This window comes from Micromonospora sp. NPDC005220 (genome assembly GCF_040607895.1).
Taxonomy (GTDB): Bacteria; Actinomycetota; Actinomycetes; order Mycobacteriales; family Micromonosporaceae; genus Micromonospora.
This window is the reverse complement of the sequence record NZ_JBEXHP010000008.1, coordinates 1-15902: the sequence shown is the minus strand read 5'-3', so window position 1 is coordinate 15902 and position 15902 is coordinate 1. Positions and strand designations below refer to the sequence as shown.

The 15902-nt window shown below is 68.6% G+C and carries 20 protein-coding genes and 2 tRNA genes; 14 read left to right on the top strand and 8 right to left on the bottom strand.

Going from position 1 to position 15902, the window contains the following annotated elements:
* Nucleotides 1–95: 95 nt before the first annotated feature.
* Nucleotides 96–172, top strand: a tRNA-Thr gene (locus ABZU52_RS05605).
* Nucleotides 173–264: 92 nt separating this feature from the next.
* On the opposite strand, the gene ABZU52_RS05600 is transcribed toward ABZU52_RS05605, so the two are convergent.
* Nucleotides 265–858 (bottom strand): site-specific integrase, encoded by a 594-nt coding sequence (locus tag ABZU52_RS05600; protein ID WP_354969894.1) that lies wholly within the window; start codon nucleotides 856–858, stop codon nucleotides 265–267.
* A gap of 360 nt (nucleotides 859–1218) precedes the next feature.
* Between ABZU52_RS05600 and ABZU52_RS05595 the strand changes: the two genes are divergently transcribed.
* From ABZU52_RS05595 to ABZU52_RS05580, 4 genes are all read left to right on the top strand, one after another.
* A complete protein-coding gene (locus ABZU52_RS05595) occupies nucleotides 1219–2133 on the top strand; it encodes a hypothetical protein (RefSeq protein WP_354969893.1) in 915 nt (304 codons plus the stop codon).
* Nucleotides 2079–2609, top strand: coding sequence for an HIT family protein (locus tag ABZU52_RS05590; RefSeq protein WP_354969892.1), 531 nt, complete (start codon nucleotides 2079–2081; stop codon nucleotides 2607–2609). Before ABZU52_RS05595 ends, ABZU52_RS05590 begins: the two co-directional genes overlap by 55 nt.
* 831 nt (nucleotides 2610–3440) lie before the next feature.
* Nucleotides 3441–4211 (top strand): hypothetical protein, encoded by a 771-nt coding sequence (locus ABZU52_RS05585; RefSeq protein ID WP_354969891.1) that lies wholly within the window; start codon nucleotides 3441–3443, stop codon nucleotides 4209–4211.
* 109 nt (nucleotides 4212–4320) lie between these two features.
* Nucleotides 4321–4394, top strand: a tRNA-OTHER gene (locus tag ABZU52_RS05580).
* Between the two features lie 20 nt (nucleotides 4395–4414).
* Here ABZU52_RS05580 and ABZU52_RS05575 read toward each other — a convergent pair.
* Nucleotides 4415–4576 carry a hypothetical protein gene (locus ABZU52_RS05575; protein ID WP_354969890.1) on the bottom strand — a complete coding sequence of 54 codons (162 nt, stop codon included), beginning with the start codon at nucleotides 4574–4576 and terminating at the stop codon, nucleotides 4415–4417.
* 205 nt (nucleotides 4577–4781) lie between these two features.
* Nucleotides 4782–5300 (bottom strand): helix-turn-helix domain-containing protein, encoded by a 519-nt coding sequence (locus ABZU52_RS05570; RefSeq protein ID WP_354969889.1) that lies wholly within the window; start codon nucleotides 5298–5300, stop codon nucleotides 4782–4784.
* 83 nt (nucleotides 5301–5383) lie between these two features.
* On the opposite strand from ABZU52_RS05570, the gene ABZU52_RS05565 reads away from it, so the two are divergent.
* Nucleotides 5384–5785 (top strand): nuclear transport factor 2 family protein, encoded by a 402-nt coding sequence (locus tag ABZU52_RS05565; RefSeq protein WP_354969888.1) that lies wholly within the window; start codon nucleotides 5384–5386, stop codon nucleotides 5783–5785.
* Between the two features lie 153 nt (nucleotides 5786–5938).
* Here the strand turns inward: ABZU52_RS05565 and ABZU52_RS05560 are convergent, their stop codons facing one another.
* On the bottom strand, nucleotides 5939–6583 hold the full coding sequence (locus ABZU52_RS05560; protein WP_354969887.1) for a class I SAM-dependent methyltransferase: 645 nt from the start codon (nucleotides 6581–6583) through the stop codon (nucleotides 5939–5941).
* A gap of 87 nt (nucleotides 6584–6670) precedes the next feature.
* Between ABZU52_RS05560 and ABZU52_RS05555 the strand changes: the two genes are divergently transcribed.
* The 4 genes from ABZU52_RS05555 to ABZU52_RS05540 all read left to right on the top strand — a co-directional run bounded on the left by ABZU52_RS05555 (nucleotide 6671) and on the right by ABZU52_RS05540 (nucleotide 8397).
* Nucleotides 6671–6934, top strand: coding sequence for a hypothetical protein (locus tag ABZU52_RS05555; RefSeq protein WP_354969886.1), 264 nt, complete (start codon nucleotides 6671–6673; stop codon nucleotides 6932–6934).
* A 144-nt stretch (nucleotides 6935–7078) separates the two neighbouring features.
* Nucleotides 7079–7561: a hypothetical protein gene (locus ABZU52_RS05550; RefSeq protein ID WP_354969885.1), complete on the top strand. Its 483-nt coding sequence runs from the start codon at nucleotides 7079–7081 to the stop codon at nucleotides 7559–7561.
* Nucleotides 7562–7568: 7 nt separating this feature from the next.
* Nucleotides 7569–7817 (top strand): VOC family protein, encoded by a 249-nt coding sequence (locus ABZU52_RS05545; protein WP_354969884.1) that lies wholly within the window; start codon nucleotides 7569–7571, stop codon nucleotides 7815–7817.
* Nucleotides 7818–7848: 31 nt separating this feature from the next.
* Complete coding sequence (locus ABZU52_RS05540; RefSeq protein WP_354969883.1) at nucleotides 7849–8397, top strand: DUF4240 domain-containing protein; 549 nt, start codon at nucleotides 7849–7851, stop codon at nucleotides 8395–8397.
* A gap of 58 nt (nucleotides 8398–8455) precedes the next feature.
* On the opposite strand, the gene ABZU52_RS05535 is transcribed toward ABZU52_RS05540, so the two are convergent.
* Nucleotides 8456–9340 carry a class I SAM-dependent methyltransferase gene (locus ABZU52_RS05535; protein WP_354969882.1) on the bottom strand — a complete coding sequence of 295 codons (885 nt, stop codon included), beginning with the start codon at nucleotides 9338–9340 and terminating at the stop codon, nucleotides 8456–8458.
* Nucleotides 9341–9406: 66 nt separating this feature from the next.
* Nucleotides 9407–10024, bottom strand: a complete 618-nt coding sequence (locus ABZU52_RS05530) for a pyridoxamine 5'-phosphate oxidase family protein (protein WP_354969881.1) — start codon at nucleotides 10022–10024, stop codon at nucleotides 9407–9409.
* Nucleotides 10025–10189: 165 nt separating this feature from the next.
* On the opposite strand from ABZU52_RS05530, the gene ABZU52_RS05525 reads away from it, so the two are divergent.
* The 3 genes from ABZU52_RS05525 to ABZU52_RS05515 are packed head-to-tail and all read left to right on the top strand — an operon-like array spanning nucleotide 10190 to nucleotide 12359.
* The gene (locus ABZU52_RS05525; protein ID WP_354969880.1) at nucleotides 10190–10693 is read left to right on the top strand and encodes a DUF2231 domain-containing protein; all 504 of its coding nucleotides are present in this window, start codon (nucleotides 10190–10192) and stop codon (nucleotides 10691–10693) included.
* A complete protein-coding gene (locus ABZU52_RS05520) occupies nucleotides 10693–11244 on the top strand; it encodes an Hsp20/alpha crystallin family protein (RefSeq protein ID WP_354969879.1) in 552 nt (183 codons plus the stop codon). The genes ABZU52_RS05525 and ABZU52_RS05520 overlap by 1 nt, the downstream gene beginning before the upstream one ends.
* An 8-nt stretch (nucleotides 11245–11252) precedes the next feature.
* Nucleotides 11253–12359 (top strand): glycosyltransferase family 9 protein, encoded by a 1107-nt coding sequence (locus ABZU52_RS05515; RefSeq protein ID WP_354969878.1) that lies wholly within the window; start codon nucleotides 11253–11255, stop codon nucleotides 12357–12359.
* Nucleotide 12360: 1 nt separating this feature from the next.
* Here ABZU52_RS05515 and ABZU52_RS05510 read toward each other — a convergent pair whose 3' ends face one another.
* Nucleotides 12361–13239, bottom strand: coding sequence for a glycosyltransferase (locus ABZU52_RS05510; RefSeq protein ID WP_354969877.1), 879 nt, complete (start codon nucleotides 13237–13239; stop codon nucleotides 12361–12363).
* A complete protein-coding gene (gene rfaE2 / locus ABZU52_RS05505; RefSeq protein WP_354969876.1) occupies nucleotides 13236–15068 on the bottom strand; it encodes a D-glycero-beta-D-manno-heptose 1-phosphate adenylyltransferase in 1833 nt (610 codons plus the stop codon). The genes ABZU52_RS05510 and rfaE2 overlap by 4 nt, the downstream gene beginning before the upstream one ends.
* Nucleotides 15069–15266: 198 nt before the next feature.
* Here rfaE2 and ABZU52_RS05500 point away from each other — a divergent pair, with 198 nt between their 5' ends.
* Entirely contained in the window at nucleotides 15267–15812 is a 546-nt protein-coding gene (locus tag ABZU52_RS05500) for a type 1 glutamine amidotransferase domain-containing protein (RefSeq protein ID WP_354969875.1), read from the top strand.
* The last annotated feature ends 90 nt before the right edge of the window (nucleotides 15813–15902 follow it).

The following is a 15902-nucleotide window of genomic DNA, read 5'->3' as shown; positions in this document are numbered from 1 at the left end:
CAGATGGCGGCCGTTGTCCGGTTGGTACTGGCCGGCGCGACGGGGGTATCCCGTTCGGTCGGTGCCGCCGAGGTGCCGTACACTTGCTGATCGTTGCCGCCTTAGCTCAGTCGGCTAGAGCGACGCACTCGTAATGCGTAGGTCGACGGTTCGATTCCGTCAGGCGGCTCCACAGAAAGGCCCAGGTCACCGGCTTGATCGCCGATCATGACCTGGGCCTTTTGCTTGCCCTTGCGAGGCTGAGCAGCCAAGTGAGCAGCCAACCTACTCACCGGACCACAGCGCCCCTTCCAGCCGTGCCGCAGCTTCCCGCGCGACCTCGGGGGCCACGTGTGCGTGGATGTTGAGAGTGACGCTGATCTGAGAGTTACCGAGGATCTCCATGACCACGCGGGCGGGCACGCCCTGGGCGAGAAGGACACTGGCCGCCGTGTGCCGCAGATCGTGAAGACGAACCTGCCGTAGGCCGGCCTGCCGGATGATTTCCCGGAACGACCGGTTGTCGTTACGCGGGTGGATAGGTGTGCCGACGGCCGTGGCAAAGACCAGACCCGGGTCGGCCCAGTTGTCGGCGTCGAACCGTTCCGTTGCCTGGTGTCCCTGGTGGCGGCGGAGTGCCGATAGCACGGTGGGCGGCAGCGGAAGAGTTCGGCGAGACCGGGCAGTCTTGGCGGCTGGCGGTGGTCGGTGCGACCCAAACCCACGAGGCCCCTGGCGGGGACGGTGGCAGCGGGGCAGCGAGAAGGCAGCAGGAGCCTTGATCCGGGTCGGTGCCGAACGCCGGCCGACGGCACCCCGCAGCTGCTGCCCGATGCGAGCCGCCACCGATCGGCAGTGGCCGACGACCGGGAACCGCATCCCCCCGCGGGGGTCGGGCTGAGCTGCCGGCGGAACGCCAGTCGACAGCAACGGGGTCGGACGATGGCACCCTGACGAGCGCTGGACGGACGATGCTCCGAGCGACAGCCGTTCCCGAACGTGTGCGGACGCGGTGCACAGAGCTTGTAGGCGAGGCGTCAGCCAGGCAGGCGGGTGAACTGGTTTGCCAGCTGAACATCAGGGGGTGCCGTTACTAGTGGCGGCAAAGACCTGTTGCGGCCACGGGCGACTTGATCAGTGTTTCCGACCGCCTGGGCGAAATCGCTGTCGGCGCGGATGTCGTCTACACGACACCGAACCTCACAAGGCGAACATACCGTCGCCGGGCTGGTGCAACCAGTGAGCATCGGGGTCATCATGATGGGCATGAATACGCGCAGTCCCATCACGGCTGGGCTCCTGCTGCTAGCTGGCGCAGGCCTAGCGATACTCGTGCTGTTCCTGCGTGGCGAGGGCCTGGAGCGGGCGAGTTGGTGGGCAGCCGTGGGGAGTGCTGGCTTGAGCGGTGCCGCGCTGGTGGTTGCGTGGCTAGCTTGGAAGCGTCCCTCCGGCGGCGTTCAGGGCGAGGAGCCTCTGCAAGCTCCTTCTCCTGTGAGTCCAGTCATCACTCGTCCCCGCGAGAAGGTTCTCGCTTTTGGTGACGGCACCTCAGGCTTAGGCCGGAACGACGGCGCCGACGAGGTGCGACTTGTCACGATGGATGAGGCGGGCGAGCACGCCCCAGGACGGATGCTGAATGGGGCACGTGATGTCAAGATCTACAGTAGAACCCTTGTAAACGTACTCAATCAGCATGCTGGGCAACTTGCCAACATCGTCCGAAATGGAGGGAAGGTCCGAATACTGCTGATGGAGCCAGTTTTGGACCTAGGAAGCAGGCTCTATCCTGCTGGCGACGGCGGTGGCGAAACCGTAATGTACAACCATGCTAACGCTGTTGCAGCTCGCCTCCGTTACATCAGGCACAACGTGGGCACAAATAATGCCGGTTTTGAAGTGCGCATGACCTCCGGCCTCCCGTCCTTCGGCATGCTCCTCGCGAAATTTGAGGAGGACCCTGTGGCGCGTCTCATCGTTCAACTGAACTTCCTTTACACAAAGACCGAGCGTGATCGCCCTCTCATATGCTTTGAAAGCCCTAGTCAATGGATACGCACTTTTGAGCGGGAGTTCGACGAGGTTTGGGTCAATGGGGAGCAATGGGAGGAGCCGTCGTGGATCAGGAACTCGACTCGCGTGACCGGGTCTCAATGAGCACTCAGCGCATAGTCTCAGGTCGTCGGTCGGTTGACGACTGTCCTTTCTGTCACGTCAACACTCAAATTGTGATTGAGGAGAATGGCCTCTTTCTTGCCATCTATAATCAGTCACCGATTGTGCCAGGTCACAGCCTTGTTGTGCCGAAGTATCACGTTCCACGTTTGTTGGATATGAGCGCGGACGACATCCCGGATTTCTTCTCCTTTGCCCGTGAGGTAACGAGCCTATTGGTGAACGTGTATGACGCTGATGGTTTTGACTGGATCATTCAGGAGGGCGAGGCTGCTGGGCAAACTGTGCCTCATCTTCATCTTCACGTGATACCCCGCCTTTCTGGAGACCTTGGTTCTCCCGGCTCTTGGTTCGAGAAACTCACTGGGACGAGGGTTGCGGTAGATAGTGCTGACCGGCGGAAATTGAGCCGCGAGGAGATGCGAAACGAGGTTCGCTTCATCCAAAGTCGCATTTAAGTAGCGCGCGCGGAGCCCAGAGGTTCCTGAAGCGGCGAGGCCCAGGCTCCAACTGGTCACGGGGGAGCAAAAACAGTCAATCAAGCCCACCTGGTTTCGCGAGCCGCCCGCAGGATCGCGGTAGCCGCCGCCGAGCGCGACCCACACCTAGACGATAAGCTGCTGATCTTTTGGGAACTCGAACGCGGGCTCGTGAACCAACTGCGGCGAGAGTTGGGTGAAAAGCTCTCACTTGCCTCGGCATATAATGCCGACGCGCTTCTGCCATAGAGGCAGCGACAGGCGTACCGACATTGGGCCGAAGGTGCGGCGCGCAGGCCAGCCAGCCCCAAGGGGCGAGTGCTTCAGGTGGCCAAGGCCACGGATGGGGAGGGCTGTTGCTGCGCTCTTAAATCCCCTAACCGACGCACCAGTGTGAGGCAGCAAGGAGGCAGCGCGGTCGTCGATGGCAATGGGCCGTGGACATCAACCGACCCCGCCCACTCCGTGCTCAACGGTGCGTGCCGCCCGCCAGATGGCAGCCCACGACAAAACGAGTCCGCATCCCCCTCGACGGGGATCGGCGCGGGTCGCCGGAGGAATAGCTGTCGACAGCAGCGCTGGCAGCAACCGCGCCGGGCGGCGGCACGCTGACGTGGGCTGGCATGGACGAGGCTCCGAGCGTGCGGCCCGTTTCCGGACGAGGGCGGACGCGGTGCACAGAGCTTGTAAGCAAGACGTCGCCTGTTCGTCCGCAGCAGTCGGTCAAGGTGACGGAAGCGACAACCGCTTACCCAGCCAAGCCTCTGTCGACGGCTATACAGCGATCACCGCCCATGACATCCTTCCTGGGTGAACTCTGGCATCGATGCGGAATGGCGACCCTACTACGGAAGCATGCAGCATCAATTTAGATTTGACCCGCTCCACTACGGAGTTGGCGGGGCGCGGCAGCGAGAATTTAAGCAACGGGTAGGCGAAGAGCTACGTTCTTACGGGTTCTACTTTTCTGGAGAGGTTCGACTTAGGTGGCACCTCTTCCTTGATGAGCAGGACCGATGGGAGAGCCCGAGTGGTGCAGACGTCGACAACTTTGCGAAGTTGCTCAACGACGCAATAAAGGGTCCGGACGGCCTGCTCTTCGACGACTCGCAGGTTCAACGTTTGGAGATTGCCTGGCTGTCCGCCAGCGAAGGGGAGTACTTCGAACTAACGGTTCATTGCGGAATGGACGAATTTGTTGCGCGCCCAGCCAGTCTCTACGAGATGGGGGATGGCTTGTGGTATCCCATCCCAGATGACGCTATGGCGGTCCCTACTGCTAAGGCTTTACTGCTCCCCCAACTCGACTATATGACTTTTAGAACGAAGATGCTCCGCCATTATTTAAGGCAGGGGGGACTCCTGCGGCGAGAGGCGTTCCAGGAGGCTATGTTGGTACAACCGCTTGCCCGTGGCTTCCACTACTCACGGATCGCCGAGAGCGAGTTTCCCTTAGTGCGGCGACGGGAGTGGCAGGCGCAGCTTGGCAATCAGGCGACGCACTCTACAGATCCCGCACAGGAAGCAGAGCGGTTGGCCGTGGAGATACTTGCTGCGCGCCGCTCTTCCGCATGCGGCTGAGAAGCCTGCATGAGGCAGGGAATCCTCCGGGCTTTGCCGAGCAGCCAAGCAAGCAGCCAAGCCGGCGAGCGACAGCGAACGGTCACGGACCCTGACACCACGTCGAGCAGGATCGGCAGGCGGCGGATCAGCGCCTTGGAGCGACTCGTAATGCGTAGGTCGACGGTTCGATTCCGTCAGGCGGCTCCGTACGGAAGCCCAGGTCAACGACCTGGGCTTCGCCGTTTTCCGAGGTCGATCTCGCCGCCGTTCGTGGTGCCGGTCCTTAGATGGTCCTTGTTCCGTGCCGCGAACGCTTCGTCCAGGCGGTTGGCGACCGCGTCCAGGTCGTCACCGAACAGGTCCGCGTACACGTCCACGGTCATCGACGCCGCGGCGTGCCCGAGCCCCGGCTACAGGCATGTGACGAGACACCACCATTGCGCGGCAGGTCTAGTCGGCCGGGCACCAGCTGGCCGACGATCAGCGCCCTGTCGTGTCGATGTGCGGATACTCGAACAAGCACCGGACGGTGCGTCGGGCAGCCCGGGTCGCTGCGGCAGGCACGGGTCTGATCCACGAGGCTGGCGGTCAGTTGCGTTTCAGGCCAGCGAAGATGACCGCGAGCGTACGGTCCTGAAGCTGCTCGTCCCATCCCCCGTGCAAGGCCCCTTGGCAAACGCTGGCGAGAAGCGCCATCACTTCGGGTAGCCGTACTGGCGGGGCGACGGTTCCGGCGGCTTGGGCCTGTTCGAGCAGCCGGCCCACCGCCTCCTCCAGGTGACCGACTGCGTCGGGCAGCTGGATGTTCACCCCGGAACCGGCAAGCAGGTCGACGACGGTCTTCTTCGCTGCGGCCTGCGTCACCATGTGGGCAAAGAAGGCAAAAAAGTCTCGCTGTCCGGCTTCCTCGACTAGCTGTGTCAGCAGTCGCTTCATGATCGCGGCGAGTAGGTCGTCCTTTGTGGGGAAGTGGCGGAAGACCGTGCCGATGGCGACGCCGGCCCGCCGGGCCACCTCCTCGGTGGAGGCTCGGGGGCCGAACTCGGCGAAGACGGCCTCGGCGGCGTCCAGGATGCGTGCTCGGTTGCGCTGCGCGTCGGCGCGCAACGGCGGACCCTCTACCAAAATGAGTCTCCACTCACTATTCTCGGCACAAGTCGAGTGCCGACTCATTATCAGGGGGGACGACCGTGACACCAAGAGCGATCTTCGACGGCATGCGCGCCCAGTGGCTCGCCAACCAGTCCACCTTCGAGGCCGATCTGCTCGCGGACGACGTGGTGGTCGAGACACCGTTCGCCGCGCCCGGCCGTCCTACGCGTACCGAGGGAAAGCAGCAGGTGCTCGAGTACACGCAGGGGAGTCAGGCGGCGTTCCCGGTCCGATTCGATGACTGCCGCAACGTGGTCGTGCACGAGACCACTGACCCCGAGGTGATCGTGGTCGAGTACGAACTCGTCGGCACTCACACAGCCACCGGGGTAACCGCCTCGGCGCCGTTCATCGGGGTGCTGCGAACCCGGGACGGCAAACTGGCCCACTGGCGCGAGTACCAGCACACCGTCGCCATCGCTCAGTCCGTCGGTCATTAGCGCTTGGCGATCGCCTTGCCGGTAGTCGGTTCCGGTTTGTGGGTGGTGGGATGGCAGCGAGTGAGCGGCGTGGCGGCGCGCGAGAATCGGCGGATGGCGGGGGAGCGGTGAGAGAAGCCGGCCGGACCAGCGCTGCCAGGCGGGCATACCCGCTCAGGGCTCCCGTCGTCCGACGATGATCCCGCCGAGCCGGCTCTCTGCCGAAGTGACGGTGGTCTGCGAGTCGATCGTGAAGCCGCCCTGGCGCAGCCAGGCCGCTACCTGGGCCGGCTGCCGACGATGGACGTGCACGTTCATCGGGTGGCCGCCGTAGCCCTCCGTCTTGAGGGTGGTCTCGTCGCCCACGTGGAAGCCGAGCAGCAGTGGGCCACCGGGGCGTACCACCCGTCGGAAGTGGGCGAACACGACGCCGATCCGGTCGTCGGGGATGTGGATGAGGGAGTACCAGGCGACCAGGCCGGCGACCGAGCCGTCGGCCAGTGCGAGGTCGGTCATCGAGCCGACCTCGAACCTCAGCTCTGGGTGGTCCCGGCGGGCCACGTCGATCATCCCGGGCGAGAGGTCGATCCCGAAGGCGTCGATGCCGAGCGTGTGCAGGTGGGCGGTGATGCGGCCGGTCCCGCAGCCCACATCCGCGACCGGCCCGCCGCCGGCGTCCAGCACGAGTTCGGCGAACGATGCCAGAGCTGTTCGCTCGTGAGGTGCCTCCGCCAGGAGGTCACGCACCAGGTGCGCGTAGCTGACCGCGACCGTGTCGTAGGAGGTGCGGGTCGCTGTCAACCAGCAGTCGTCGTCCACCCGGCAACGCTAGAGCAGCGACACGGCAAGAGACCACTGTGGAGCGGTGGCGGTGCAAGTGTCGGCGGTGGTCGATATGGTCCGGCGGTGACCGTGACCACCGATGCCGCTGGCACTGCGACCAACCTCGACCCGGTGGTGGAGCGCAAGCTGCACGACATCGATCGGGAGGACATCCACGAGGTGACCGACGGGTCGGACGACGGCTTCCTCTACGCGCGAGGCTTCATCGTCGCCCTGGGCAGGGCGTACTACGAAGCGGTCCGCACCCGGCCGGCCGGTCGGGCTGAGCGGCGTCGCCGGAATCGACCCCGGGCCGGCCACATCGGTGGCAGTTCCGCCCGCGCCTAGTATTCGCTCATGGACGCAGGGGTTCCAGGGACGGCAGTCCGGCCAGGGCGGCGCGTCGTCGTCGCGTCCAGTGTGTTGCTGGGGCTGAGTGGCCTCACCCGGCTCGCGCAGGTGGCGGCCGAGGCGGTTCAAGAAAACACCTACTTGAGAGCGCACGAGCAGGTGGGCACGCCGAGTGGCTTCGCTGCCCTGCCGATGGTGTTCCTCATGGGCGTCGGCCTGGTCGTGGCGTTCACCGCCCTTGTCGTGCTGGCACTGGCGCTGGCCAATCTCGCCGGTCGAAACTGGACCCGGATCGTCACCTGGGTGGTCGGCGGCGTGACGGTAGCGGTGTCGGCCGGTTGGCTGTTCCTGGGCCTCATCTTCACCGCCTCGGGCGACGACACCCCGGAGAGTCCCGACGCGAGTCGGGTCGAGGAGGTCGCCGCTCAACTGATGCCCGGGTGGGCCGAGCCGGTCAGCACCGCGGCGGGGTTCGTGGCGTCGCCCGCGCTCCTGGTCGCCCTCGTCCTGCTCGCACTCCCACCCGCCAACGCCTTCTTCGGGGGGCGTGGCGGGGTGCAGGATCCGTCGTATCCGGCCGAGACCACCCGGCCCGACGGTGGGCGTGTTCCCCAGCGGGCCTAGACGCCTGATGCTCGTCCCAACCGGAGGTTTCGGCTGGGTCATCGGTCGACACCAGGTGGCCCCGAAGGGGCAGAGTGAGTGCGTGCTCAACCTCGGCGTCGCCGCACCGGCGGACGCGGACGCGGTCGTCGACCGGACGCGCGCTGCCGGCGCCGACGTGGTCACCGAGCCGACAGCACAACCCTGGGGGTACGCGGGAGTCTTCGCCGACCCGGACGGTCACCTGTGGATGGTCTCGGCCGATTCGGGGTCCTGAAAGCGTCGGTGGTGGTGGATACGGTCCATCGGTGACCGTGACCACTGATGCCCCTGGCACGTTGCCCACCCCCGCCGACGAGGCCCGGCTGTGGGCACTCATCGAGTCGGCGTGGGCCGAGTTGGGCGCGGAGCCTGCCGCGCTCCGGCAGGCCCTCGTCGAACGCGACCCGGCCGGCGACGACGACGATGACGACCCGTCCTCCGCGATCGACGACTGGCTGGACCGGTTTCTGGACCACCTCGGGCGGTTGACCGTCGAGCTGACCGGGCCGGAGTTGACCGATCTCGACCGGGTGGTGGAGCGCAAGCTGCACGACATCGACCGTGAGGAGATCCACGAGGTGACCGACGGGTCGGACGACGGCTTCCTCTACGCCCGAGGTTTCATCGTGGCCCTGGGGCGGGCGTACTACGACGCGGTTCTCGCCGACCCCTCGATGGCGCTGCCGGACGCCGAGTGCGAAGGCATGTGTTACTTCTTCGCCCACCTGCACAACGACCGGTTCGCTTCGTGGCCGGAGACCGGCTCGGGCATCTCGCGGGAGTCGTTCGGCAACCCGGCCGGCTGGTCGGCCTGACCGAAGCCCGGGTCGCACTGCCGAGGTGGGGGCTGCCTCCGTCGCGGCGGCTCAGAGCTCACACCTTTTCGAGCACGATCAAGCGGTACTCCAGCCAACGCCGCGACAATCCCGCCTGCAACGCCGAACCGCCGATCATGTTGGCCCAGAATGGCACCTCGACAAGACGATCGCGGAGCCGTGGAAGTACGGCTGTGGCGCCGACGGCCAGCTTGATCGCGCGGTCGCGGGGCCGACCGAGACGCAGGTACGGGGTGAGATCCAGGTCCTCGACCAGGCGCAGGCCAGCACGATCGGACATGGCGACCAGCTCGGCCACGGTATGCAGGCTTCCGACCCGCCATCCGGCGCGGAACTGGTCGAGACAACGCTCCCGGGCGGCGAGCCCGCGATCCTTCTCGGTCATCCAGTCGTCGCACAGAATGAGGCGGCCTCCCGGGCGCAGCCGATCCACCAGGGACGGGATCAGGTTCTCCAGCGACGGTGAATGGACCACCGCCTCCACGGCGACCATGGCGTCGTAGTGCGGTTCGGTGGGCAGCTCGGCGAAATCGGCGCAGATCACGTCACAGCGATCGGTCAGTCCTTCGCGGGCGAACCGTTTCGTTGCGATCTCGGCCTGCACCCGGCTGATGGTCACCCCGGAGACGAACCCGTCCACCTCGCGGGCCAGGCGAACCATCGTCCCACCGACGCCGCAGCCAAGGTCGAGCACCCTTGCGCCGTCCGCCGGGACGCACCCGCGCAGACGCTCGATCATCAGGCGGTTGACGGTGTCCATGGCCGCTGCCGCGTTCGCGACATCCGGCGTCCACACGCCACGGTGGATGGCGTCACTGCCCGGGCTCTCGGCAACCAGGAGGAACCGTCGGGTGTTGTCGTCGTAGTAGTCAGCGACACGACCGACGTGGCCCGCCGCGCCCTGCCCCGTTGACGAGCTCATCGACGAAAGCTATCAGCCAGCCCCTCGGGGTCATTGCCCTCGGTGAGCGAAGGTTGACGGAGCCGTTCAGACGTAGATCTTCGTGGCGTACTCCGGGCCGTAGTGCCGTTCCAGGTCTTCGAGGCTCTCCGTCGGGGCCTCGACCTCCTTGATCAGGCGTGCCCGGGACGGGAGTGCCTCGGGCTGCCAGGTCTCCGGCCGCCACAGCGCGGACCGCAGGAACGCCTTCGCGCAGTGGTAGAAGATCTGCTCGATCTCCACCACCACGGCGAGCACCGGCCGGTGCCCCTTGACCACCATGTCGTCGAACCAGGGCGCGTCGCTGACCAGGCGGGCTCGGCCGTTGATGCGCAGCGTGTCGGTCCGCCCGGGAATCAGGAAGAGCAGCCCGACGTGCGGGTTGTCGAGGATGTTGCGGTAGCCGTCGGCCCGCTTGTTGCCCGGCCGCTCGGGCAGCGCGATGGTCGTGTCGTCCAGCACCCGGGCGAACCCGGCCGGGTCGCCCTTGGGCGAGACGTCGCAGCTGCCGTCCGCGCCGGCCGTGGCCATCAGACAGAACGGCGAGGCGGCGAGCCACTCGCGGTCCCGCTCGTGCAGGCGGGCGCGGTCCTTGTTGGCGGCCCGCGCGTTCGGTACGCCGAGCAACTCGCGCAACTCCGCGTGTGTGGTGATCTCCACCGTCACGTGATCCTCCCTCAGCCGTTGATCCGGTGGCGGGCACCACCGTCGTCAGCCTAGGCCGCCCTGACCAGCGCGAGGTTTGTGCGGGGTTGCCGGGGGTACGGCCGGACCCGACGCGTTCGCCGCACGTGACCGTTCCGCAGGACGCCGAGCAGTGGAGGCCGGGAGATGGAGAGCCGACTCAAGGTACTGGGCCATCCGGTCCATCCGATGCTGGTCATGTTCCCGGTCGCGCTGCTGACCACGGCGGTGCTGTTCGACGTGGTCGACACCGTCGGCGGTCCCGACTTCCTCGGCGAGGTCGCGTACTGGAACATCACCGTCGGCCTGATCGGCGGCCTGCTCGCCGCGGCGGCCGGCTCGTTCGACCTGCTGGCGATCCCGACCGGCACCCGCGCCAAGCGGGTGGGTCTGCTGCACGCCGGCGCCAACGTCGCGGTGATCCTGCTCTTCGCCGCCGTGTGGGCGGTGCGGCTCAATGCCGATTCGCGGGCCGCTGGCGGCGCGTTGGTCGCCATCGAGGTGGTCGCGGTGGCGATCCTCGGCGTCAGCGCCTGGCTCGGTGGTGAGCTGGTCGACCGGCTCGGTGTGGGCGTCGACCGCGATGCCGGCCTGGACGCGCCCAGCTCACTTCGGCCGCCGACGGCCGCCCAGCGGATCGGAGAGGTGTGATGAGCGAGCAGCAGTTCGGTGGCTTCGGCCGGGGGTGGCGGGGCAGCCGGCAGCAGGGCTGGGACCCGATGGGCGAGTTGCAGTCGCTGCGCGCCGAGTTGAGCCGCCTGGTCGGTGGTCGCGCCGGGACGTCCGACGTCGAGTTGACCGAGACCTCGGACGGCTGGGAGGTCGTCGTCCGGCTGCCCGGGGTGGCGCCGGAGGAGGTGGCGGTCGAGTTGGACGACCGCGAGTTGTGCGTGCGGGCCCGCTCGGAGGCGGAGGTCAACGCCGACCAGGGCATCCCCGGCGGCTTCGAGACGCGCGGCTTCGAGTACCGGGTCACCCTGCCGTCGCGGGTCGAGCCGGACGCCATCGACGCGGTGATGGACCACGGCCTGCTCCGGGTCCGTCTGCCTCGGGCGACCCGACCCGCGCCGCGCACCATCACCGTGGGCCGCGCCGGGCCGCGCTCCGGCGACCTCTCCACGGGTACGCCGACGCCTGCCGATCCCGCCGCGGACCGGGAGCTGCACCGCCCGGACACCGCCGCTGAGATCGACCGGCCGTAGCCGGCCGGGTGGTCACCCCGTCCCTGCTCGGCCCGACCGTCGAGCGCCTTCCCGACGTGCGGCGGATCGCCGTGCTGCGGGCCAACGCGCTCGGCGATTTCATCTTCGCCCTGCCGGCGCTGGACGCGCTGCGCAGCGCGTACCCCTCGGCGGAGATCGTGCTGCTCGGTGCGCCGTGGCACGCGAAGCTCTGGCGCGACCGGCCCGGCCCGGTGGACCGGGTGCTGGTGGTGCCGCCGGCGTCCGGAATCCGGACGCCGGAGCCGGGCGAGCCGGAGTCGTCGATGGACGACTTCCTGGCCGCCGCCACCGGCGCGGAATTCGACCTGGCCGTGCAGATCCACGGCGGGGGCGCCAACTCCAACCCGCTGATCAGTCGGCTCGGTGCCCGGTTGACCGTCGGCCTGCGCGCCGACGATGCGCCGCCGCTGGACCGTTGGCTCCGCTACGTCTACTACCAGCACGAGGTGATCCGCTACCTGGAGGTGGTGGCGCTGGTGGGCGCGCCGGCCACCACCATCACGCCGACGCTGGCGGTGACCGACACCGACCGGGCCGAGGCCGCCCGGGTGCTCGGCCCGGCCGATCGTCCCCGGGTGGCGCTGCATCCGGGTGCCACCGACACCCGCCGCCGCTGGCCCGCCGAGCGTTTCGCCGAGGTGGCTCGTGCGCTGCATGCGGACGGCTACGAGGTGCTGGTCACCGGCACCCCGTCCGAGCAGGAGGTGGTGGACGGGGTTGTCGCCGCGGCGCAGGTGCCGGTACGCCCACAGGTGGGCACGCTCAGCCTCGGTGGGCTGGTGGGCTGCTACAGCGACTGCGCGTTGGTCGTCTCGAACGACACCGGCCCGCTGCACCTGGCCGCCGCGGTGGGCGCGCCCACGGTGGGCATCTTCTGGGTCGGCAACCTGATCAACGGGGCCAGCCCGCTGCGGGGCCGGCACCGGCCGATCAGCTCGTGGACGGTGCACTGCCCGGTCTGCGGGGTCGACTGCACACCGGGCATCTATCCCCACCGGCCCGGCGACGGCGAGTGCCCGCACCGGGACTCGTTCGTCACCGACGTACCGGTGATCGAGGTGCTGGAAGCCGCCCGGGAGTTGCTCACCCGGTAGGTCAGGCCGGCTGCGGGGTGTCCTCGTCGGCGAGGACGACCTCCCACGCCTCCACGTCCCGGTCGGTGACCGTGGTGGGGGACTCCAGGTGGTACGCGCCGCTGGGCAGGATGCCCGCGCCGCCGTAGCGGGACAACACCGCGAGCTGCGCTGCCACGTCCTCGCCCTGGTGGTTCTCCTGCACCCGACGCCAGAAGTCGAAGCCCCCGGCGTCCACCAGCTTGGCCCGGTCGTAGAGCACGCACCCGCCGATCCAGGAGACCTTGTACGCCCGCCACGCGCCCGGCGGCAACGCCAACTGCTCGGTGATGTGCAGCAGGTTGGCGGCCGAGTGGATCCGGGCCCGGTCCCACTCCGGGGTGCCGGGTCGGATCCGCTCCGGTGTGGGCGGACCGGCCCACTCCTCGTAGTGGCCGTGCGACTCCGGCCGCACGTCATCGGTGTACGAGAGCCCGTGCACACCGTTGCCGACGAACCCGCAGCCCAGCTCACCGATCGCGGTGACCAGTCGGTGCAGCGCACCCGGTTCCAGCCAGATGTCGTCGTCGAGGGTGAGGACGTACCGGGCGGCCGAGGCGGCGAGCAGGTACGCCCGGTGTTCGGCCAACCCTCGTCGGGGCAGCCGGCGGGTCAGCAGCACCGGGTGACCCCGCTGGCGCAGCGCCCGGACCATGGTGGCCGCGGCGGGTTGCGCGTACGCCGGATCCCCGTCGGACTGGTCGCTGACGACCACGCCGAAGCCGGGCAACCCGTCCTGGGCGGCGAGCCCGGCCAGGGTGACGGCCAGCTCGGCGGGCCGGTTCCGGGTCGGAATCAGCACGTCGACCAGCCGATCGGCACGGAACTCCGCCGCGGCCCCGAAGTCGAGGGGGCGGTTCACGACGCCTGGGTGCGGGTGCGCAGCGGGTCCGGCTCCCGGTCGTCGAGCTGTGGCGACGGGTCCTGACTGTGCGACCGGATCCGCTCGATGATCGCGGAGGTGGACCGGTCCGGCACGTACCCGAGGGTGCGCACCTGACCGCCCAGCCGGCGCACCAGCGGCGCCTCCGGCACCAGCTCCGGCGGATAGTCGCCGCCCTTGACGTACACGTCCGGTCGGACCGCCTCGATCAGCGCGGCGGGTGAGTCCTCCTCGAAGACCACCACGTGGTCCACGCAGGCGAGCGCGGCGAGCAGGGCACCCCGGTCCTCGACCGGGTTGACCGGCCGGTCCGGGCCCTTCAGCCGCCGTACGCTGCCGTCCGAGTTGACCGCGACGATGAGCAGGTCGCCCAACGCACGGGCCTGCTCCAGGTAGCGCACGTGCCCCCGATGCAGCACGTCGAAGCAGCCGTTGGTGAAGACCACCGACCGTCCCGCCTCGCGGTACTCGGCGACGATCGCGTCCAACTCGGCGCCGCCGACCATCGCGGGGTGGCTCGTGGTGCCGGTCGGCTGGTCGAGCGCGGCGAGAAGGTCGTCCCGCCGGCACACGCAGGTGCCGGTTTCCGAGACGGTGATGGTGGCCGCGAGCTGGGCGAGTTGGGCCGCGGTGGGCAGCGGCGCGCCGGCGGCCAGGGCCAACGTCATCGCCGCCAGGTACGCGTCACCGGCACCCACGGCGTGGCTCGCCGGCACCGGGGTGCTGTGGCTGCGTCGCGGCTCCCCGTCGGCACCGCCGACCACCGCACCCTCGGTGTCCAGGGTCACCGCGACCACGTCCGCGCCGGTGTGGGCACGCAGTTCGGCCAGGCGTGACTCGGCCAGGACGGCCCGGTCGACGCCCTCCCCGGCCCGGGTGTTCACTGTGACGCCGGTGCCGGTGACGCTGAGCCCGTCACCGGTGAAGGCCACCCGTCCCTCGCCCGGGGTGGGCTCGCCGACCGGTCCCGGGCGGTCGGCTCGGGCCAACTCGGCGGTGGCGTCGTCGGCGCGTACCGCGCCCGGGGCGGCGCCCGCGGTCATCTCGGAGGGCCCGTCGGCCGGGTCGCCGTCCGGGTGTTCCAGGTGCAGTTCCGTGCCGCCAGTCGGTCGGCTCGTACCGCCCGCGCGGGCCAACAGCCTTGTCGCCTCGGCGAAGCTGGGGGTGACCACTGTCGGCGCGAGCCCCCGCCAGTCGGCCAGGTCGTGGGCGTCCAGCGCGACAGTGGCGTACCGCTGGCGGTTCTCGACCAGCCACCCGCGGACCGGCGCGGGCAGCGCGCCCAGACCGTAGTCGCAGACCACCAGGGTCGGCGCCTCCCCACCGGCGGCGGCGCGCAACTCCTCGGTGGCGCAGCTCAGGGCGGTGAGCAGCCGGGTCACCCCGTCGTGGTCCAGGGCATCCTCCGGGTCGCCGGAGTCCTCGCGCAGCAGGATCTGGTTGCCGGCCAACATCCGCCGCTTCACCGGGGTGGGCCGTCCAGGCTGGTTGACCGTACGGTCCCAGACGCTCGCCCGGTCCAGGCAGTCGTGCAGTTCGTCCCCGGCGACGTCGGCGCCGACCGGTGCCACCAGCACCGCCCGGCCGCCGAGGGCGGCGACGTTGACGGCGGTGTTCGCGGCCCCACCGGCGGCGGAGATCCGCCGACGCAGGGTGAGGACCGGGGCGGGCGCCTCCCGGCAGAGACGGTCGGAGTCGGCGAACCGCCATTCGTCCAACATGGCGTCACCGACGATCAGGACTGGGCGTCCGAGCCAGCTCTCCACGACGGTGGCGAGCCGGCGCTGTTCCGCTGCTGCTCCTGCCATGCCTCCCCGGGTCCCCAGCGGCCTGGCCCACAAACCTGCGCGCCGACGGTCCCGTCGCTGGCCATGCGACATTCGATGGCTCCTGACCGGTCCGGGCCGGTCCGACGTCGTCCGGGCCGGTCCGACGCCGTCCGACCTGTTTCGGGCGTTCGTGGGCGGGAAGGGGATGGGGGTACCCCGGAGAGGAGATGTACCGAGATGGCAGCGACATTGCAGGGCAAGCGGATCGCCTTCCTGGCCGCCGACGGTGTCGAGGAGGTCGAGTACGTCCAGCCGCGAGAGGCGGTCGAGAACGCCGGCGCGACGGCCGAGCTGGTTTCGCTGAAGGCCCGTTCCATTCAGTCCTTCAACCACCTGGACCACTCCAAGACCTACGACGTGGACGTGACCGTCGACAAGGCGGACGCCGCCGGCTACGACGCGCTGGTGCTGCCCGGAGGGGTGGCGAACCCGGACTTCCTGCGGGGCGACCCGGACGCGGTGCGGTTCGTGAAGGCGTTCTTCGACGCGGGCAAGCCCGTCGGGGTGATCTGTCACGGCCCGTGGACGCTGATCGAGGCGGACGTGGTGCGTGGTCGACGAATCACCTCCTGGCCCACGCTGCGTACCGACCTGACCAACGCGGGAGCCACCTGGGTGGACGAGGAGTGCGTCACCGACGGCAACCTGACCAGCAGCCGCAACCCCGACGACCTCCCCGCCTTCTGCGCAGCAATCACCAAAACCTTCACCAAAACCCCCTAACCCCCCCCCCCCCCCCCCCCCCCCCCCCCCCCCCCCCCCCCCCCCCCCCCCCCCCCCCCCCCCCACGAACCCAGCTAAAAAAAATAGATT